Origin of the sequence: Novosphingobium mangrovi (genome assembly GCF_022818885.1) — a bacterium.
Classification (GTDB): Bacteria; Pseudomonadota; Alphaproteobacteria; order Sphingomonadales; family Sphingomonadaceae; genus Novosphingobium; species Novosphingobium mangrovi.
In genome coordinates this window covers 1-19,379 of the sequence record NZ_JALHAT010000031.1, presented here as the reverse complement: position 1 = coordinate 19,379, position 19,379 = coordinate 1, and the positions used below count along the sequence as shown (strand labels likewise).

18 protein-coding genes are annotated in these 19,379 nt (G+C 67.5%); 7 read left to right on the top strand and 11 right to left on the bottom strand.

Annotated elements, in window-relative coordinates; all coding sequences use genetic code 11:
• The first annotated feature begins 106 nt into the window (after window positions 1–106).
• The 5 genes from bioF to MTR65_RS15160 are packed head-to-tail and all read left to right on the top strand — an operon-like array spanning window position 107 to window position 4,599.
• A complete protein-coding gene (gene bioF / locus MTR65_RS15180; RefSeq protein WP_243801651.1) occupies window positions 107–1,270 on the top strand; it encodes an 8-amino-7-oxononanoate synthase in 1,164 nt (387 codons plus the stop codon).
• The gene (locus tag MTR65_RS15175) at window positions 1,267–1,887 is read left to right on the top strand and encodes an alpha/beta fold hydrolase (protein ID WP_243801650.1); all 621 of its coding nucleotides are present in this window, start codon (window positions 1,267–1,269) and stop codon (window positions 1,885–1,887) included. Before bioF ends, MTR65_RS15175 begins: the two co-directional genes overlap by 4 nt.
• An 8-nt stretch (window positions 1,888–1,895) precedes the next feature.
• A complete protein-coding gene (locus MTR65_RS15170; protein ID WP_243801648.1) occupies window positions 1,896–2,663 on the top strand; it encodes a methyltransferase in 768 nt (255 codons plus the stop codon).
• Between the two features lie 8 nt (window positions 2,664–2,671).
• Window positions 2,672–3,334: a dethiobiotin synthase gene (gene bioD / locus MTR65_RS15165; protein ID WP_243801646.1), complete on the top strand. Its 663-nt coding sequence runs from the start codon at window positions 2,672–2,674 to the stop codon at window positions 3,332–3,334.
• Window positions 3,331–4,599 (top strand): adenosylmethionine--8-amino-7-oxononanoate transaminase, encoded by a 1,269-nt coding sequence (locus MTR65_RS15160; RefSeq protein WP_243801644.1) that lies wholly within the window; start codon window positions 3,331–3,333, stop codon window positions 4,597–4,599. The genes bioD and MTR65_RS15160 overlap by 4 nt, the downstream gene beginning before the upstream one ends.
• Before the next feature lie 183 nt (window positions 4,600–4,782).
• Here MTR65_RS15160 and MTR65_RS15155 read toward each other — a convergent pair whose 3' ends face one another.
• From MTR65_RS15155 to MTR65_RS15115, 9 genes are all read right to left on the bottom strand, one after another.
• A complete protein-coding gene (locus tag MTR65_RS15155) occupies window positions 4,783–5,379 on the bottom strand; it encodes a fasciclin domain-containing protein (RefSeq protein ID WP_243801642.1) in 597 nt (198 codons plus the stop codon).
• Between the two features lie 23 nt (window positions 5,380–5,402).
• A complete protein-coding gene (locus tag MTR65_RS15150; RefSeq protein ID WP_243801640.1) occupies window positions 5,403–6,662 on the bottom strand; it encodes a hypothetical protein in 1,260 nt (419 codons plus the stop codon).
• A gap of 189 nt (window positions 6,663–6,851) precedes the next feature.
• Window positions 6,852–8,261 carry a type I glutamate--ammonia ligase gene (gene glnA, locus MTR65_RS15145; protein ID WP_148627682.1) on the bottom strand — a complete coding sequence of 470 codons (1,410 nt, stop codon included), beginning with the start codon at window positions 8,259–8,261 and terminating at the stop codon, window positions 6,852–6,854.
• Window positions 8,262–8,436: 175 nt separating this feature from the next.
• Window positions 8,437–8,775 carry a P-II family nitrogen regulator gene (locus MTR65_RS15140; RefSeq protein WP_039392137.1) on the bottom strand — a complete coding sequence of 113 codons (339 nt, stop codon included), beginning with the start codon at window positions 8,773–8,775 and terminating at the stop codon, window positions 8,437–8,439.
• A 400-nt stretch (window positions 8,776–9,175) separates the two neighbouring features.
• A complete protein-coding gene (gene argC / locus MTR65_RS15135) occupies window positions 9,176–10,099 on the bottom strand; it encodes an N-acetyl-gamma-glutamyl-phosphate reductase (protein WP_243801638.1) in 924 nt (307 codons plus the stop codon).
• A gap of 6 nt (window positions 10,100–10,105) precedes the next feature.
• The gene (locus tag MTR65_RS15130; RefSeq protein WP_243801635.1) at window positions 10,106–10,516 is read right to left on the bottom strand and encodes an SH3 domain-containing protein; all 411 of its coding nucleotides are present in this window, start codon (window positions 10,514–10,516) and stop codon (window positions 10,106–10,108) included.
• A gap of 452 nt (window positions 10,517–10,968) precedes the next feature.
• Window positions 10,969–11,340 (bottom strand): roadblock/LC7 domain-containing protein, encoded by a 372-nt coding sequence (locus MTR65_RS15125; protein WP_039390392.1) that lies wholly within the window; start codon window positions 11,338–11,340, stop codon window positions 10,969–10,971.
• 106 nt (window positions 11,341–11,446) lie between these two features.
• Window positions 11,447–12,796, bottom strand: coding sequence for a PAS domain-containing protein (locus tag MTR65_RS15120; RefSeq protein ID WP_243801633.1), 1,350 nt, complete (start codon window positions 12,794–12,796; stop codon window positions 11,447–11,449).
• Window positions 12,797–12,930: 134 nt separating this feature from the next.
• Window positions 12,931–14,325 (bottom strand): leucyl aminopeptidase family protein, encoded by a 1,395-nt coding sequence (locus MTR65_RS15115; protein ID WP_243801631.1) that lies wholly within the window; start codon window positions 14,323–14,325, stop codon window positions 12,931–12,933.
• A 199-nt stretch (window positions 14,326–14,524) separates the two neighbouring features.
• Between MTR65_RS15115 and MTR65_RS15110 the strand changes: the two genes are divergently transcribed.
• Window positions 14,525–15,382 carry a DUF3298 and DUF4163 domain-containing protein gene (locus MTR65_RS15110; protein ID WP_243801629.1) on the top strand — a complete coding sequence of 286 codons (858 nt, stop codon included), beginning with the start codon at window positions 14,525–14,527 and terminating at the stop codon, window positions 15,380–15,382.
• Between the two features lie 42 nt (window positions 15,383–15,424).
• Window positions 15,425–16,255, top strand: coding sequence for a type I methionyl aminopeptidase (map, locus tag MTR65_RS15105; RefSeq protein WP_243801627.1), 831 nt, complete (start codon window positions 15,425–15,427; stop codon window positions 16,253–16,255).
• Here the strand turns inward: map and MTR65_RS15100 are convergent.
• Entirely contained in the window at window positions 16,246–17,013 is a 768-nt protein-coding gene (locus MTR65_RS15100; protein WP_243801625.1) for a DUF3142 domain-containing protein, read from the bottom strand. The genes map and MTR65_RS15100 overlap by 10 nt on opposite strands.
• Window positions 16,983–19,109: a PA5441 family protein gene (locus MTR65_RS15095; protein ID WP_243801623.1), complete on the bottom strand. Its 2,127-nt coding sequence runs from the start codon at window positions 19,107–19,109 to the stop codon at window positions 16,983–16,985. The genes MTR65_RS15100 and MTR65_RS15095 overlap by 31 nt, the downstream gene beginning before the upstream one ends.
• Window positions 19,110–19,379: the final 270 nt, after the last annotated feature.

Genomic DNA, 19,379 nt, shown 5'->3' with positions numbered 1-19,379 from the left:
GACGCGATTTCACGGTCCCTACGCGGCCGCGATGCCTGGCCGCGCAACAGGAAGTTCCGCCCGCGCCATTGTCTCTTGGGCCTGCTTGCCATAACCGGCACCGAGGATGACACGGCTCGACCCCTTTCTGACACAGGCCCTCGCGCGGATCGACACGGCCGGGCAGCGCCGCACCTTGCGCCCGGCCCATCTCGAAGCCGCTGGCCGGATCGTGCGCGAGGGGCGCATCCTCGTCGACTTCTCCAGCAACGACTACCTCGGCCTGGCCCGCCACCCCGAACTGAGCGCACGCGCCATCGCCTGGACCCAGCGCCTCGGCACCGGATCGGGTGCCTCGCGTCTCGTCACGGGCACCAGCGCCGAGCAGCTGGCCCTGGAAGCGCGCATCGCCCGCTTCAAGCACACCGAGGCCGCGCTCGTCTTTGCGAGCGGCTGGCAGGCCAATGCCACCGTCATCCCCGCGCTGCTGGCCGCAGTGCCCGGCTGCATGGTCTTCACCGACCGGCTGATCCACGCCTCGATGCACGCAGGACTGGCCAGTGCAGGCGTGCGCCAGGTGCGCTTTCGCCACAACGATCTCGACCACCTCGATACGCTGCTGGAGAGCAAGGGCCGCGAGGCACCTGCCCGCCTGATCCTGACCGAGAGCGTGTTCTCGATGGACGGCGACCGCGCGGACCTCGCTCGCCTGGCCGACATCGCGCAGCGCCACGAGGCCGCGCTCTATGTCGACGAGGCCCACGCGACCGGCGTGCTGGGTCCCGGCGGCGCGGGTCTTACAGGCGACGTACCCGGGCGTATCGATCTCGTCATGGGTACCTTCAGCAAGGCGCTCGGCGGCTTTGGTGCCTATGTCGCGGGCTCGCGCGTGCTCATCGACTACCTCGTCAACGCGGCGAGCGGCTTCATTTTCACCACCGCGCCGCCCCCTGCGGTGCTCGGCGCCATCGACGCCGCGCTCGACCTCGTGCCCTCCATGGACGCCGAGCGCACGCATCTCGCCGATCTTGGCGAGCGGCTGCGCGAAGGGCTCGGCGCGCTTGGCCTCGACTGCGGCGCTTCCAGCACCCAGATCGTGCCTGCCGTGATCGGCCCGGAGGCCGAGACCCTCGCGCTCTCGGCCCGGCTCGACGCGGCCGGGTTCCTCGTCTCGGCGATCCGCCCGCCCACCGTCCCCCCCGGGTCGAGCCGCTTGCGCATCGCGCTGCGCGCCGCCCATTCTCCCGACGACATCGACGCGCTGCTCACCGCGCTCAAGGACGCCTTGTGAACCTTCTCTTCGCCCATGGCTGGGGCTTTGACGCCGCCTTCTGGGAGCCGCTCGCCGCCCTCCTGCCCGAGCACGCGCACGTGTTCGACGACCGAGGCTACTTCGGCGCGCCCACCCCGGCCGAGATCGAAGGCCCCTGCCTTGCCGTGACGCACAGCTTCGGCACCATGCGCGTGCTGACCAATCCGCCTCCGGGTCTTGTCGGCATCGTCGCCTTCAACGGCTTCGACCGTTTCAGCGCGCGCACCGGACGCGCCGGTATCCCTGTACGCGTGATCGACCGCATGCTGCGCCGTTTCACGCAGAGCCCCGAGACCGTGCTGGCTGAATTTCGCGCAACCTGCGGCGATACCGCGCCGGTGGCCACACCCGCCCCCGATCGCTTGCGCGAAGACCTGCTGCGCCTGCGCGACGGCGAATGCCCGCCCCCTGCCGTCCCGCTCACCTCGGTCCAGGGCCGCACCGATCCGCTCCTTCCTCGCGAGATGCGCGAAAGCGTCTTTCCGCGCGGCGAGGTGCGCCGGGTGAGCCATGCAGGCGGCCATCTCCTCCCGGTCGAGGACCCGGCCTTCTGCGCCGAGACGGTGCGCGCCATGGTCGGCGCGCTGGTCGCCTGAAGCCGGCCTTGCGCGTCCCCCGCGACCAGATCGCCCGCGCCTTTTCGGGTGCCCATGGCTACGAGGCCCACGCCCCGGTCCAGCGCGAGGTCGCCCGTGCATTGGCCGCCCGCATCGCCGCGCTGGATCTGCCCAGTGACTTTCGCGGGCTGGAAATCGGCTGTGGCACCGGTTTCCTGACCCGCGAACTGCAGGCTGCCGGCGTCACCGGGGACTGGCTCGTCACCGACCTTTCACCCGAAATGGTCGCACGCTGCCGCGCGGCGCTGGGCGAAAGCGACCGCCACCAGTACGCCGCGCTCGACGGTGAGAGCGGAACACCCGAAGGCGGCCCCTTCGATCTTCTCTGCTCCAGCCTGGCCCTGCAGTGGTTTGCCGACGCACCCGCAGCGCTTGCCCGCATGGCCGGATGGCTGGCGCCGGGCGGCCATCTTGTCGTCACCACGCTGGGGCCCGAGACGTTTGCCGAGTGGCGCGCTGCGCACGAAGCGCTGGGCCTGGTCCCAGGAACCCCCGCCTTTCTGCCGGCAGAAGCTTACACGCAGCTTCCCGGAGCCGACGTCACCGTCACGCGCCATGTCCAGCGCAGCGCGGACGCACGCGCCTTCCTGCGCAGCGTCAAGGCGATCGGCGCAGGCACCGCGCATGGCGCCCACACCCCGCTCACCCCTAAGCAGCTTCGCGAGGTCATGGCGCAATTCGACATTAACGGATCCACGGCCACCTACGAAGTCGTGACGATCCACCTGACCCGCCCCCCGATCCGGACAAGGTGATTGTACCGATGACCGACCTGCCTTCCGCCCCCCACACCCTGATCGTCACCGGCACCGACACCGAAATCGGCAAGACGGTCTTCGCCGCCGCGCTGGCAGGGGCCCTTGGCGCGCACTACTGGAAACCGGTGCAGGCCGGGGTCGAGCCCGAGGACGCATTTGGCGAAACCGATGCGCTGCGCGTCGCGGGGCTCGCCGGCCTGGCGCGCGAGAAAATCCTGCCCGAAGCCTACCGCCTCGCCACCCCCTGCTCCCCACACCTGGCCGCCGAGATCGACGGGGTGGAGATCGACCCCGCGCGTCTGTCGCTCCCCTCGGTGTCCGGCCCGCTGGTCATCGAGGGCGCGGGCGGCGTCCACGTCCCCATCTCGCGGCGCGAGACCTACGCCGACCAGTTCGTGCGCTGGGGCGCGCCGGTGATCCTGGTGGCGCGTACGCAGCTGGGCACGATCAACCACACGCTGCTCTCGCTCGAGGCGCTGCGCGCCCGCGCTATCCCCGTGCTCGGGGTTGCCTTCGTGGGTGAGGAAGTGAAGGACAGCGAGGACATCATCTGCGCCATGAGCGGCGCGAAGCGGCTGGGCCGTCTGCCGCGCCTCGATCCGCTCAGCCCCGAGGCGCTCGCTGCCGCCTTCGCCGCGAACTTCAACCTGGAGGACTTCGCCCCATGAGCTCCACGCCCCCTGCATCGTCGATCTGGCACCCCTTTACCCAGCACGGCCTTGGCGAACCGATCCCCGAAGTCGCCAGCGCGAAGGGCGCCAGACTGCATCTCGCCGACGGGCGCTCCATGATCGATGCGATCTCATCCTGGTGGGTGACGACGCACGGGCACTGCAATCCCAGGATCATGGCCGCAATCGCCGAGCAGGCGGGCAAGCTCGACCAGATGATCTTCGCAGGCTGGACCCATGGCCCCGCCGAAGCGGTCGCCCGAGGCCTTCGCGAGATCATGCCCGAGAGCCTGACGCGCGTATTTTTCTCGGATTCGGGATCGACCAGCGTCGAGGTCGCGCTCAAGATGGCGCTCGGCTACTGGCACTGGCAGGGCGAGGCGCGCTCGCGCATCCTGGTCATGGAAAATTCCTACCACGGCGACACCATCGGCGCGATGTCGGTGGGTGAACGCGGCGTGTTCAACCAGCCTTACGACCCGCTGCTCTTCGATGTCGGCCGCATTCCCTTTCCCGCCGCGGGCCACGAAGACGCCACGCTCGAAGCGCTCGAACGCTACTGCGCGATGGGCGACACCGCCGCACTGATCGTCGAGCCGCTCGTGCTGGGGGCTGGCGGCATGCTGTTCTACAGCGCCGAGGTTCTGGCCCAGATGCGCGCGATCTGCGCAGAGCACGGCGTGCTCTTCATCGCCGATGAGGTGATGACCGGCTGGGGCCGCACCGGCACGCTGCTCGCCTGCGAACAGGCGGGTATCGAACCCGACATCCTGTGCCTCTCCAAGGGCTTGACGGGCGGCGCGGTGCCGCTGGCGGTGACGATGGCGAGCGAGGCGATCTACGAGGCGCACCTCTCTACCGACCGCGCGCGCATGTTCTTCCACTCCTCCAGCTACACCGCCAATCCACTCGCCTGCGCCGCGGCCGCCGCGAACCTGGCGATCTGGCGCGAGGAACCCGTGCGCGAACGCATCGCGCAACTCAGTGCCAAGCAGGCATCCTGGCTCGACAAACTGGGGCAGGTCTACCACTTCAACAACGCACGAAGCCTTGGCACGATTGCCGCGCTCGACCTCAAGAGCGACGGGGCGACCGGCTACATGAATGACCTCGCGCCCCGGCTCATGGCCTTCTTCCGCGAACGCGGCGTGCTGCTGCGCCCGCTGGGCAACACGGTCTATGTGATGCCCCCCTATGGCATCACCGACGAGGAACTCGCCACCGTGTGGGATGCCATCGGTGAGGCCGTGCTGAGCTTCTGAAGCCTGGGAATTGGGCTGCGGGACAAGAAAAAAGATGATTCCGAGGGCCATCGCCCTCGGGCTCCCCATAATGTCTGGCTCACCTCCCGCGCGCCGCCGTGGCTGAAAAAGGCACGGTCGCCGATTTTGGGGTCAAGGGGCGATGGCCCCTTGAAAAAGGCCTTCCTTCTGCCCCGCTCGTCTTCAACTCTCCGCCTTGCGCAGCAGCCCGGATACGGGAATCGCAACGCTCGCGCCTCCCGCCAGTGCCTCGCCCTTGAATGTCGCCTCCGCGCCGTCCGGCGCGGTCACGGTGATCGCATCGCCGTTGCGGCGGAAGGTCAGGTCTTCGCCAGCCAGGCTGGTGATGGTGACAGAGTCCTCGTCGCTGCGTTCGATTGCGCTCTCGATGTCGCGGGGCATGAGGTAGCCCGGCAACAGGTGCTGCTTGAGGAGCGCGGCCATGGCTGCTTCGTCCTCGCCGTCCGTAAGGGCTTTGCCCCCGTCACCCAGCGCGGCGAAGCTGGCGTCGTCGGGCGCCAGCAGGGTGTAGCTGGCGTTGCCCTCGAAGATACCCGCAAGGCCGGTATCCTCCAGTGCATCGTCCACGGTCTCCATGCCGTCTGTATCGTCCAGAAGTTCGGGCACGGGGTCCGAGGCCGGCTCGGCGAGCACAGCCGCGCCGGTTTCATCAGACGCCGGAGTCTCGCCCGAGCAGCCCGCCAGGGCCAGCCCGCAGGCGCCGATCAGCGTGAGCGTCCCGGCCCGAAGGCCGGACACGCGGTGCGAAATCTGTGTCATCTTGGGGGTCTCTCCTCGGGGGCTCAGACGAGCAGTTCGATGGCGGCCTGAACCATGCGCGAGGTCGGATCGAGCTGGTAGATATAGCCGTCGCTGTAGCGGTAGAGCGCGTCGGGGGTGTCGTAGTACTGGTCGCGATAGCCGTAGGGGACGTTGTAGACGTCATAGCCGCGCGGCATCGGCTGGCCGACCGCGATATCGCTGCCCATCAGGAGCCCCGCGATCGAATCGATCCGCGAGGAACCGGGATTCACGCGATAGAGCGTGTCGTCGTAGTAGCGGTACGAATTGCCACCGCCCAGGCCATAGTAACTGTTGTAGTAGTCGGGCATCGCCACACTGTCGTAGGAGCCCGGCCAGACATTGCCGATCGCCAACGCGCCCGCGAGCAGCGGGATGTAATCGAGGATCGAGGAGCCCGAGCCCATGCGCACCATGTAGCCATCAAGATAGCGGTAGTTGCCGCCGCGGTTGAAGCCGCTCCAGTACCAGTCGGGGCGCGACCACGACCTGCGTGGCCCACGGTCAAGCCCGGGAGGGGTGCAGCCGTTATACTTCTTGGCGAGCCCCGGCGGGCAACCGTCGTAGACCCGGCGCCGGTCGATCCGGCCCCAGTCGATGGTGCGGTCCCGCGTGAGCACGCGCACTCGGTCGTTGGTCGGCACGATGAAGTCGCGTCCGCCCGGCCCGCTGTAGTTGACACGGCGAATGTCGCCGCGCTCGGGCCGGTGCGCCACGTTGGAGGGATGGGCATTGCCGCGCAGCCGCGCATCGCTGTTGCCGTTCCCCGGCGCGCCAGCCATGGGCGGGGCTTTCCCGTTGCCCCCGCCCCCGCCCCCGCCATTGCCATTGCCGTTTCCGCGCGCAGGGCCGTTGCCCGGTCCCTTGGCAATAGCATTGCCGTTGCCGCCTCCGTTACCATTGCCCGGACCGCCCCGACCGTTGCCTTGCGGTCCCTTGTCGGCGCGGGCGTGCTGGCCGCCGCCGCCCGGTCCCTTTCCGCCGCCGTTGCCCTGCCCATTGCCAGCGCTCCGGTCGGGACCGCCGCCCCGGTTCTGGGCCTTGGCCGGACCTGCGCCCTTATTGCCGCCGTTGTTGCCTGGCCCGCCACCGCCATTGCCGCCGCCGTTACCACGCTCCTGCGCGGCGGGCGGACCGCCGCCGTTGCCGCCGCCATTGCCCTTCCCGTTGCCATTGCCATTCCCGGGCTGGGCGAGCGCCGCGCCCGCCACGAGGGCGAGCCCCGCAACCGTTCCGGCCAAAATCGTTTGCGCCTGCCGCATCGAAAATCTCCTTTCGGGGCCTTTCAACGCGGCGATCGCCGTGCCTGTTCCCCGCAAGGTCGCGATGCACGCTCGCTCCGGCCCTCTCCATGTCCCGAAACGGCATGCAAAAAGGGCGCCCGGATTGCTCCAGGCGCCCCACTCGGCGAACCGATTTTCCCCTGCCCCGAAGGGCAGGGAAACGCGCGATCAGGCGCTGTAGTACATGTCGAATTCGACCGCCGAGGGCGTGGTTTCCCAACGCAGCACTTCGGGCCACTTGAGTTCGAGGTAGGCTTCGACCTGGTCGGCGGTGAACACGTCACCTTCGAGCAGGAAGGCGTGGTCGGCCTGCAGGGCTTCAAGAGCCTCACGCAGCGAGCCGCACACGGTCGGAACTTCGGCGAGCTCTGCCGGCGGCAGGTCGTAGAGGTTCTTGTCCATGGCTTCGCCGGGGTGGATCTTGTTCTTGATGCCGTCGAGGCCGGCCATCAGCAGCGCCGAGTAGCACAGGTAGGGGTTCGCCATCGCGTCGGGGAAACGGAATTCCACGCGCTTCGACTTGGTGCCGGCACCGTAGGGGATGCGGCACGAGGCCGAACGGTTGCGCGCCGAGTAGGCGAGCAGAACCGGAGCTTCGTAACCCGGGACCAGACGCTTGTAGCTGTTGGTGGTCGGGTTGGTGAAGGCGTTGAGCGCCTTGGCGTGCTTCACGACACCGCCGATGAAGTACAGGCAGGTCTCCGAGAGGCCAGCGTAGCCGTTGCCCGCGAAGGTGTTGTCGCCATCGTTCCAGATCGAGATGTGCGTGTGCATACCCGAACCGTTGTCGGTCTGGATCGGCTTGGGCATGAAGGTAGCCGACTTGCCGTAGGCCTGCGCAACCATCTGCACGACATACTTGTAGATCTGCATGCGGTCAGCGGTGGTGGTCAGCGTGCCGAAGGTCAGGCCGAGCTCGTGCTGGGCAGCCGCCACTTCGTGGTGGTGCTTGTCGCAAGGCAGGCCCATTTCGAGCATGGTGGTGACCATCTCGGCACGGATGTCCGAGCAGCTGTCGACCGGAGCGACGGGGAAGTAACCGCCCTTGGCGCGCGGACGGTGACCCAGGTTGCCGGTGTCGTAGTCGCGGCCGGTGTTGGTCGGCAGCTCGACGTCGTCGATCTTGAAGCCGTTGCCGTCGTAGCCGTCGTAGAACTTCACGTCGTCGAACATGAAGAACTCGGCCTCGGGGCCGACGAACACGGTGTCGCCGAAACCGGCCGACTTGACGAAGGCTTCCGCGCGCTTCGCGGTCGAACGCGGGTCACGAGCATAGAGTTCGCCGTTCGAGGGCTCGACGATGTCGCAGAACACGATCAGCATCGGGGTGGCCGAGAACGGGTCGGTGTAGACGGCTTCAAGGTCGGGCTTGAGGATCATGTCCGACTCGTTGATCGTCTTCCAGCCCTCGATCGAGGAACCGTCGAACATCAGGCCGTCTTCGAGCTCGTCTTCGCCCAGGACGCCCGCACACATCGTCAGGTGCTGCCACTTGCCCTTGGGATCGGTAAAGCGCAGATCAACCCATTCGATCTCCTCGTCCTTGATCTTGGCAAGGACGTCCTTTGCAGTAGCCATATGTGTGGTTCTCCAATCTTACTTTTCCGCCTCGGGAAAAGGCATAGGGGTGGATGCGCTGTCCGGGAACGCGCCGGGCCCCCTGCCGGTAGCTTTCCCGAGTATCCGACCGGCGAACCGGCCCAGAATGGTTATGCCCGGAACCTGGTGGTCCGGACGGTGTGGTTCGTGGCGCTCACAGAGCCTCGTCGTCGCGCTCCCCGGTGCGGATGCGGATCGCGGTCTCGACGGGAACGACGAAGATCTTGCCGTCGCCGATGCGTCCGGTTTGTGCCGCATCGGCAATGGCTTCGACCACCCGCTCGGCCAGCGTATCCGAAACGACGACTTCCAGCTTCACCTTGGGCAGGAAATCGACGACGTATTCCGCGCCGCGGTAGAGTTCGGTGTGTCCCTTCTGACGGCCAAAGCCCTTGGCTTCGGTCACGGTGATCCCGGATACGCCCACTTCGTGCAGCGCCTCCTTGACCTCGTCGAGCTTGAAGGGCTTGATGATAGCTTCGATCTTCTTCACGCCTGACTGGACCTTCTTGCCTTTGCGCCCGGACTGCATTCACGAGGATCCCGTCCGGGACCCAGATTCCTCGCTGCCGATCCTAACAAGAATCGTGCCATTGGATATCATACAGTCGTAGGACAACTGCGCAGGCGCGAAAAGACCGGATTTGCATGATTTGCCCTGCAAGGGTGGCTTTTTCGCAAAGTTTTAACAGCAAGGCCCGCAAGAGTGTGTGCAAGTTTCGGGCAATCGCTGCCTGAAAATTGTGCAATCGCACATCGTCGCAAAGAGAGGGGCGCTCGGCGCACGCACGTGCCCCCGGCACCAGCGCGCACGAAGGTTAACGCGCAGAGCCCTGTCGGCCGCGCTAGATGCTCTTTTTCCACAAAGGTCCCCGAGGGACCCGGCGCCGATGTCAGAGACGCAAGGCCGCGGTCTCGTCGAGACCGGCCATGATATTGAGATTCTGCACCGCAGCCCCGCTCGCCCCCTTGCCCAGGTTGTCGAGCATGGCGGCCATGCGCGCCTGGCTGCCGTCCGCCGCGCCAAAGACACGCAGGGTGAGCGCGTCGCTCGGCTCCATTGCGCTGCGCAGGAGCAGTTCGCCCGGCTCTTCGTCGAGCACCGAGACAACCGGGCTACCGGCGTAGAAATCGGCCAGCGCGGCGCGCAGGGTATCGGCGCTGCCCGCCTTGTCCATCATGGCAAGGTGCAGCGGAACTTCGACCAGCATGCCCCGGTGCGCAGGCACCACGGCCGGCGCGAAGACGGGATCGTGGGTGATCCCGGAATGCGCCTTCATCTCGGGCAGGTGCTTGTGGCCCATGGCCAGGCCATAGGCGCGAAAGGCGATGTCGCCCTCTTCCTCGAAACGCGCGATCAGCGCCTTGCCGCCGCCCGAGTAGCCCGAGACCGCATGGCAGACATAGGGCCAGTCGGCGGGCAGCAGGCCTGCGCGCACGAGCGGCGCGACGAGGCTGAGAAAGCCGGTGGGGTAACAGCCCGGATTGCTGACGAAACGCGCGCCCGCAATCGTCTCGTGCCCGACAAGCTCCGGAAAGCCGTAAGCCCAGCCGGGCGCGGTGCGGTGCGCCGAAGAGGCATCGATCACACGCGTGGTGTCGTTGCGGATCATCGCAACAGCGGCCTTCGCCGCCTCGTCGGGCAGGCACAGGATCACGAAGTCGGCATCGTTGAGCGCCTCGGCGCGCGCGGCATCGTCCTTGCGGCGCGCATCATCGAGAATGACCAACTCGAACTCCGGGCGGGCGCTCAGGCGATCGGCGATCTCCAGACCCGTGGTTCCGGCCGCGCCGTCGATGAAGACCGTCTGTGCCATCTGCGCTTATTCTCCTGCCTCAGGCGCTTCGATCTGCTCGAGCGCCACGTAACCGACGAGGCCGTCCTCACCGATCTGGCCCCAGCTCCAGACGCCTGCAATGTCGAGCACGTTGAAGACCGCGCCTTCGTCCAGCTCGGCCAGGACCTCGCCCGTCGTGGTGGGCGCCGAGACCAGCTGCGCGCCCGCCTTCGCGGTGTAGGCCACCGGCACCGCGTAGTGCGGCACGAAGCACAGCCCCGCGAGCTTGATGTGCGCAAGATCGCCGCGCACCGGCAGACAGCCCGGTTCGGCGGTTACCGAAGGGCCGGTCATCGCCAGCATGCCATCAAGCGGGAGGGTGCGTGTATAAGTGTCGTGTTCGGTCACGTTGAGGCCATCGGTGAAACGGAAGATTGGGGCGCTTATCCCGCTCATCGCAAATACGCAAGTTTCACAGGACCCGCAGGGCAAATCGCCCCTCGCCGGGCTTGGGCCTTCAAACGGTACAGCATGGGGATCGGCTCTCCTTCGTTGCGTGCGCGCCGGGCTGGAAGAGGAGGATGCGACCAGCGGCCGCAAGGCGCAAACCCGAAAAGGGCAAGAACGGAAGTAGAGGAACTTTTCCAAGGGGCCATCGCCCCTTGACCCCGGAACTGGCGACCTCGCCTGTCTCAGCCACGGCAGCGCGAGCGCCTTGAGGTCACTGGGATGGGGAGCCCGAGGGCGATGGCCCTCGGATACATCTTTTTGCTGAATCCTGTCCTTCTCGAAACCTCACCAACGCCGAACACAAGTCGGGGGCCGCATGTCCAGTCATGCGGCCCCCTCCCTCACGCAGGGACGCGTGGCCCGGCGCTTCTGAAGAGCGCCGGGCGGTTCGGTCAGGTTCAGATCGCGAGTTCGGCTTCAACCGAGCGCAGCTTGATGCGGGCAAGCGCGAGGTTGGCTTGTTTGCGGTCGAGCAGCAGGTAGGCGAACAGGCCCGCGCCCGAATCGTCCGTGAGCGGGCGGATCAGCTGGTAGTGCTCGCCCAGCGTGATGAGCATGTCCTCGACCGGGTCGTTGAGCTTGAGCAGGTCCTGCACGTTCATCTGCGCGCGCATCACCTCGCTGCTGCCCGCCGCGGCAAGGTCGAGGTCCCCGCCGTCGCGCATTTCGCCGACGGTGGCGATGGTCATGCCGCTCGCGCTGTCGACGAGGGCGGCCGCGATGGCGCCGTTGATGGTCATGAGTTCAGCGAGCTTGGCTTCGAAATCCATGGTGTAAATCCTTGAAAGCTGTGTCTCGGCCCGGCTGCGCGCACTGTCAGGGGCAGCGCTCGGCGCGAGAGATGGTTCGGTGGGGGAATGGTCGGGCCCGAGCGTCTCAGGCGGCAACCGTGTTGAGCGAGAGAATCGTATCGAGGCTGCGCTGAAGTTCGGCGCTCTCGAAGGCCACGACGCCGCCTGCGAAGGCTTCGGCGGTATCGTGAAGCCCCGCCAGTTCATCGACAAGACCCGCCAGCGCGTCGTCGAGGACCGGGAGAAGGGCTTCCATTTCATGGCGAATGTCCGACTTCTCGATCAGGCTGCGCCACTTGCGCAGCAAGAGGGTGGTGACCTTGAGCGTGCTCTCGGTGGCCTTGATCTGCGCGCTCATGTGCCGGGCCTGGTCGCGGTCATCATCGAGGCTGGTGTGCATCGAATCGATGCCGTTCTCGAGCGCCTGGACAAGGGCCTGGGTGGCCGCGCTCGAGGTTGCCGGGTCCTCGCGACCATCGATGGTGTCGGCGGCGAAGCGGCAGACCGATTCGGCCTGGAGCTGCGCGATGCTGACCGACGCGCGCAGGCCATGACGCTGGACGCAGGTCTGGTCGACCGCATCGAGCACGCCCTGCATGGTGGCAGCGACCTTGTGGCACTGGTCCTCCAGCGCCGGCGCGGCCTTGGCGACGTGCGGCTCGACCTTGGCATTGCCGGTAACGACGAAGCGCGCATTGGCGACCGCCTCTTCCAGCCGTCCCAGGCAGTTCACCGCCTTGGCAACCCGTGCGTCGAGCGCTTCGGCCAGATGGTCGGCGTTGGCGAGGCCATCCGCCAGGTTGCGCACTTGCCCCTCGATCGCGGTCCCGGCGTCGAGCAGCGCACGGGCGCCGCCCTTTGCGGACGGGCGGGTCGGAATGGTGACGCCGGCCTGGAAGCGCAGCTCCAGCTCGCGCGGGAGAAAGGCGTTCTGGAACGCCTCGTAGCTCGGGTACCCCAGCTTCTCGAGTTCGGCGAGGATCACCTCTTCGCCGATGCGCGCCGCGCGGCCCGCGCTCTCGCCCTCAGCCATCGCCTGGACCTCGGCTTCGCGAGCAGCTTCGTAGACGGTGTGGACCGCATCGCGAATGCCCAGGTCAATCGGACGCGCGCGCACCGAGATATACCCCTTGCCGAGCGGCGAGACGGTGGCCAGCGCCCAGTAGCTGCTGCCGTCACCCGCCAGGTTGAAGACATAGCCGCTGAATGCGCGGCGGGCCCCGATCGTCTCCCACATCAGGCGGAAGACGCCGCCCGGCATGTCGGGATGGCGGATGAGGTTGTGCGGCGCGCCGATCAGATCGTCGCGATCTAGACGCGCCATTTCGACGAACACCTGGTTCGCCTGCTCGATGACCCCCTTGGAATCGGTCGTCGAGAAGAACAGGTCATCGAGGGCGACCTCGTGGAATGCTCCTGTCGGTTCGAATGTCATGGATGGCTCCTAGTCCCTGCGTGTTGGACACGCGGGGACTAGTCCGATTCGCCATCTCCTGACTTTGATCTCACATAACTAACGAAGTGGTAACCACGTCTGGAAACATCTGCTAAACAGAGAGTTACACGCCGTTAACCGGCCTCCTCATAGCGATTGCGGAGCATCTGCCAGGCCGCGCGCAGGCCCAGTGCCGCGCCGCCCTTGCTGCGGCCGGGCTTGGCCGAAGGGCGCCAGGCGAAGGTGTCGAAGTGGACCCAGTCCACGCCCTTGGGCACGAAACGGTCGAGGAACAGCGCAGCCGTGGTGGAGCCTGCAAAGCCGCCGCCCGAACCGGCGTTGTTGATGTCGGCAATGTCCGACTTCATGTATTCGCGGTACCCTTCGTGGAGCGGCAGGCGCCAGCAGGCATCGTCGGTGGCGATCCCGGCTTCGAGGAGAGCATTGGCGGTGGCATCCTCGCGCGCGAAAAGCGCGGGCAGGTCCGGGCCCAGAGCCACGCGGGCAGCCCCTGTGAGCGTCGCAAAATCGATCACCAGTTCGGGCTCGTTCTCGCCCGCGCGCGCCAGCGCATCGCCCAGGACAAGGCGCCCTTCCGCATCGGTATTGCCGATCTCGACCGAGATCCCCGCGCGCGACTTCAGGATATCGCCCGGCCGGAAGCTGTTGCCCGCAATCGCGTTCTCGACCGCCGGGACCAGGAGGTGCAGGCGCACCGGCAGCTGCGCCTGCATGACAAGGCGTGCCAGTGCGAGCGCGTGCGCCGCGCCGCCCATGTCCTTCTTCATCAGCAGCATGCCCGCACTGGGCTTCACGTCGAGTCCCCCTGAATCAAAGCACACGCCCTTGCCCACGATGGCAATGCGCGGGTGCCTGGGGTTGCCCCATTCCAGTTCGATCATGCGCGGCGCATGGCTGCGCGCCGCGGCACGTCCCACGGCGTGGACCATCGGGAATTCATGTTCGAGCATGTCGCCCCGGGTCACGCGGATCTCGGCGCGGTAGGCCTTGTGCAGGTTCTCCGCCTCGGCCTCGAGCTGGGCGGGCCCCATGTCCTCGGCGGGCGTGTTGACGAGGTCGCGCACCAGCATGACCGCCTCGGCTTCGGCGAGGATCGGCTCGATCGCCTTGACTTCGCCGGTGAGGAGCACGCGTGGGCCCTCGTCCTTGGGTTCGGAGAGGTAACGCTCGAAGCGGTACTGGCCCGTGACCCAGCCGAACATCGCTGCACCCGGCTCGCCGGCGATGCGGCGATAGGTGCCTGCGGGCAGCGTCTCGGCCAGCTTCGCCATGCACCAGCTGGACAGCTTCTGGACATCGGCGACACCGGCCACGGCCATCCAGCCCTCGCCGTCGGGAAGAATGGCATGGCTGCCCGCATCGCCCTCGAAACGCTGCGCCTCGAGCGCGGTGCGCTGGGCCGCGTTCAGCCCCTTGCGGAAGGCGTCGAGCCCGTCCTTGTCGACGAGGTGGAGGGAAACCGCGCTCTGGCCGCGGTCGGGCTGGATCAATGCGTTCTTGTCGCTCATGGCGCATATCTAGACCGCAGGTCCGGCAAAGGGCAATTGCCCAATGTGCGCCCGGGCATGCAGCCGCCCCCTTCGCCAACGAACTAGGTTCCCCCGCACCAACGCTCAGGCTGGATTCAGATGGCCGCGTGCTTCATGGTCCCTCTCCAGGGCGTTGACGGGCGCCACGAACACCGGACAAGGGCAGGAACGAGGGACAATGCGCGCGAAGCTGGCACTGGGATGCGCAGGAGCGCTGGCACTGATGGCCGGCGGATGCAGCGGGGCCGCGGCCCCGGACACGGAATCGACTGCACGCCCGCCCGCCGCGGACGCCAGTGCCCCACCGGCGCCTCCCGAAGCGCCCCCCAGCGCCGCAGCGGCCGAGGTGGAGAGCCCGCTCGTCGAGGCCGCAGACCTCGCCATCGAGGAAGAGACCGACACCTACGAGTTCCAGTTCGCCTACCCGGCGGCGGCCGCCGCCATCCCCGAGCTCAAATCCTGGTTCGAGGCGCGCCGCGAGGCCGCGCGCCGCGAGCTTGCAACCGCGTCCAGGCGCGACCGCGAGGAGGCGGAAAAGAGTGGCTATCCCTTCCGCCCCCACAGCTTCGGGGCGAACTGGCAGGTGGTGACCGACCTGCCCGACTGGCTGTCGCTGTCTTCGGAGTTCTACACCTTTACCGGCGGCGCCCACGGCATGAGCGGCTTCGATGCCCGCGTCTGGAACCGCAAGACCGAAACGCTCCAGCGCGCGACCGACCTGTTCACCAGCCCGGAGGCGCTTTCAGGCGCCTTGCGCAAACGCTTCTGCACGGCGCTCGACGACAAGCGCATCGAGAGGCGCGGCGGCCCGCTCGATCCCGAGGGCACTTTCAGCGAGTGCATCGACCCGGTGCGCCAGACGGTGCTGCTCGGCTCCTCCAACGGCGCGACCTTCGACCGCATCGGCTTCCAGATCGCGCCTTACGAGGCGGGGCCCTACGCCGAGGGCAGCTACGAGATCACCCTGCCCGTCGACGGCGCGGTGATGCGCGCGCTCAAACCGCAGTACCGCGCCAGTTTTTCGATACCCCACTGAGATCTTCTCGCATTTCGCGCCCCCTCCCGCTATGGGAGGGGCATGACCGAATACCAGACTGTGGAACCTGACGACCAGGCCGTCCTGCGCGACGGCACCATCAAGCTGCATGGCGCAGAAGCATTCGAAGGCATGCGCAAGGCCGGACGACTCGCCGCCGAGATCCTCGACGAGATCGCCGACATGGTGCAGCCGGGCGTGACCACCGCCGCGATCGACGACAAGGTGCGCGAGATGACCCTCGATGCGGGCGCGGTTCCCGCAACGCTCGGCTACCGCGGCTACCAGCATTCGTGCTGCATCTCGATCAACCACGTGGTGTGCCATGGTATCCCGTCGGACAAGACGCTCAAGGACGGCGACATCCTCAACATCGACGTGACCCCGCTGCTTGACGGCTGGCACGGCGATTCCAGCCGCATGTACTTCTCGGGTGAGCCCTCGCTCAAGGCGCGCCGCCTGGTCGAGGTCACCTACGAGTGCCTGATGATCGGCATCGAACAGGCAAAGCCGGGCAATCACATCGGCGACATCGGCGCGGCCATCCAGCACTACGCCGAATCGCACCGCTACGGCGTCGTGCGCGAGTTCTGCGGCCATGGCCTGGGCCGCCTGTTCCACGATGCCCCCGAAGTCGTGCACGCTGCGCGCGCGGGCACCGGCGCGGAAATCCGCCCGGGCATGCTCTTCACCATCGAGCCGATGATCAACCTCGGCAAACCGGCGGTGAAGTTGCTCAACGACGGCTGGACCGCGGTGACCCGCGACAAGTCGCTCTCGGCCCAGTTCGAGCACTCGATCGGCATTACCGAGGACGGCTGCGAGATCTTCACGCTGAGCCCGCGCGAACGCCACAAGCCGCCTTACGCCTGAGGCGCGCCTTCGGCGGCCTGTGCGCCGCCAACCAGGAACACCACGTAGCCGCGAAACCCCGCCCCGGCCTCCAGGCCCGGCGGGGCGCGCCACGCGCCGCCCTCGACCAGCCCCACGCGGTAGGGCAGGCCCAGGCGCTCGAGCGAGGCCAGGTAGCGTTCGTAGCCGGGGATCGTCGCGCGGCCCTGGTAGGTCTGGACCACGATCTCATCGACACAGTCGGCGAGGCTGGAGAGCCCATCTGCCGCACCTCCCGCGCTCCAGTCCATCAACCCGGTGATGCCCAGCTTGAAGCGCACGGGCAGACGCGCCCGCAGACCTTCAAGAAACTGCGCGTACCCGGCAAGCCCGTGCGTCGCGGCGTCGAAGTCGATCTGCAGGCCCTCCACCGCATTGCCCGCCGCCGCCCAGCGTGCAAGCTGGCCCAGCACTGCGGCGTAGTGCCCCTCCTCCCAGTCGAGCCGCTCGACGCGCACACACATCCAGACGCGCGGCGCTGAGGTTCGCGGTACGGCACGCAAGGGAACATAGCCGCTGGCGCGTACGGCGCGCACTTCGCCCGCCAGCAGATAGACCAGAGACGCCTCTTCCAGCCAAGGCGGAGGAGCGACGCCCGCCCACAGGAAAAACGCCTCGTAGGCGCGCGCGCGGACAGGACTGTCCCGGCGTGTCCCGCAGGCCGCCAGCGCGAACGCCGCGACGCCTGCGCCCAGCAGCGCGCGGCGGCTTACCAGTAGAACTTGAGCTTCGTCGCCCATCGGCTCTTGGGGTACTCGCGCTTGAGGCGCTGGAACCAGGCCTTGCGCTGGCTTTCGGGGACATCGGTCGCGCTGCACGAATTGTTGCCCGAAGGCGCGTAGCACATGACCGAGCGGTAGAGCGCATAGGCGCGTTCCTGCGCGCTCGCCCGCGACCCCGCCAGCACCTGCGCATAAATCGCCGCGCGGTCCGTCAATTCGCCTGCAAAGCGCGAGGGCGTGCCGCCCAGTTCCTCGCGCCCGCGCCAGCGCTCGCCCGCCATGTAGCTATCGAAATTGTTGAGCCGGTAGAAGTCTGCGAGGCACAGGAGTGCGCCCGGATCGGACCCATCGCGCGCGAGCCTCTGCGCTGTATCGGCCAGCGCGGGACAGGCGAAATCCTGTTGCCAGCGCCCCTTCGTGAAGCTGCCGAGCGGCACTTGGCGGGCCGCATCGCGCAACCACCCCCCAATCCAGCCCTCACGCCCTGCGCTCTGCGGCACCAGCGCCCGGTCGCGCCCAAAGTCAGCAAAGTGCCCGCGCGTCAGGTCCTTGTAGAGGAGCGTCATGGTCGCGACCTCGCGTTCCAGCGTGCTGGTGCCGCCCTTCGCCTGCGCGCGCAGCGTCGCCCCGTCGGCGACATGTTCCAGGAGAATGGCCCGGATCTCGGGCACCTGCACGGGGCTGTTCGCGGCAAAAACCTTCGCCAGGTCCCCGCTGCGCTCCCAGTGGTGGGCGAGCGCAAGTTCGATGGCCGGACGCTGGAAGCGCGGGTCCGCGCCCTTCGCCAGTTGCTCCCAGAAGCCGACCGCGTTGGAATCGCCCAGGGCCTCCAGCGCAAGGCCGCGCAGCATCTGCGCGCTGAAGGCCAGCGGCGTGTACTGCGTCTGGCGCGCATCGTCGGGCAAGAGCTTCAGCACCGCGGCATAGTCGCGCTGAACATGGAAGGCCTGCGCGGCCTGGAGATAGGTGTAGAGCTTGGGATGCCCGGCAAAATGGGGCGCCTGCGCAGCAAGTTCCGCCGCGTCCAGCCGCGCGGTGCGCCGCTCGGACATCACCGGCTCGCTTGCCCGCAGGCGCAGCAGGTCCCAGGTCGCGAGGCTCAGCGCGCTGTCGATGTCCCCGTTCCCGGCCGCCTCGAAGAAGAGCTTGGTGTCGATCTCCTCGATCAGGTCGGCCGCTGCCGGATCGGCGGCGCTCTCCCGCTCCAGCAGCGCGCCATAGGCGCGGGACAGTTCGGGCCGCTGGCCGCGAAGCCAGAAGGCGCGGCGCGTGAGCCCACGCGCGGAGGCCGCGTAGCGCCCTTCGGGATAGGTGCGCAGGTAACTCTCAAGCGCGACCTGTCCTTGCGCCGCCAGTGCGGCATCGGTCTTCGTGTTGTCGTACCAGCCCCATTCGTCGATGGCGGGCACCTGCGCGGCCGCGAGCGCGGTGCGCGCCTGCATGTACCGCGCGGTTTCGGCGACCCAGCCCCGCCCGCTGTCTTCCAGCGTCGCGAACGTGGTGCGCGCGGCGGCGAAGTCCTCGGCGTAGAAGGCCCGCGCGCCCTTCAGGTAAGCGAGATACTCGCGCCCTGCCGGGCTGGTGACGGAGGCAGGCCAGGAGGGCTCCTGCTTCGCCCCGTCACACGCCGCCTTCAGGTTGGTGCGCGCGCCAACAAGCGCTCCGCGTTCGGCCCCGGAAACGGAGGGCGTGTCGGCCAGGGCGGCGGCGAAAGCCTCGCCACCACTCGCCAGGGTCTGGCACAGGGTGCCGCTGTAGGCGGGGAGCGGCCAGGTCTCTTCCTCGGCCTGCGTGCTGGGCCAGAAACCGCTGCGCATGGCCTCCCAAGTCAAGAAGACATGGCCGAGCGGCGCCATTTCCCAGGAGTTCGCGGGGTATCCGGCCTCCTTCGGGATACCGCCCCCCGCCTCCATCATCAGCCAGGAGAGGTTGGTGCGGGTGTCGTTGCGAGCCGACAGGAAAGGCACGCCTGCGCATTCATAATCGGAGAGGCCCAGACGCCAGCTCGGCGCGCAACCGAAGTCCCCGCTTGCCCCCGCACCGCTCGCCAGTCCCAAAGCCAGTGCAGTCCCTGTCGCCAGCGCCAGAGCCCTGTGCCTGATCTTTCCGCGCATCTGCGTTGTGCCCCTACCTACCTGCCTGGTGTCCCCACTCGGGTGAATACCCTGCCGGGAACGCCCCTCACAAGTCCATAGGACAAAAGAAAAGGCCCCGCTTTCGCAGGGCCTTTCCATGTTCATTCGGACAGGTCCGAGGTGCTGATCAGTCTTCCTTGAGGAAGGCGGGCATGTGGCCCGGATCACCGCCCTCGTTGCCACCGCGCGGACCGCGGTCGCGGCCGCCATCACGGCCACCACGGCGCGGGCCACGGCGATCGCCGCCAC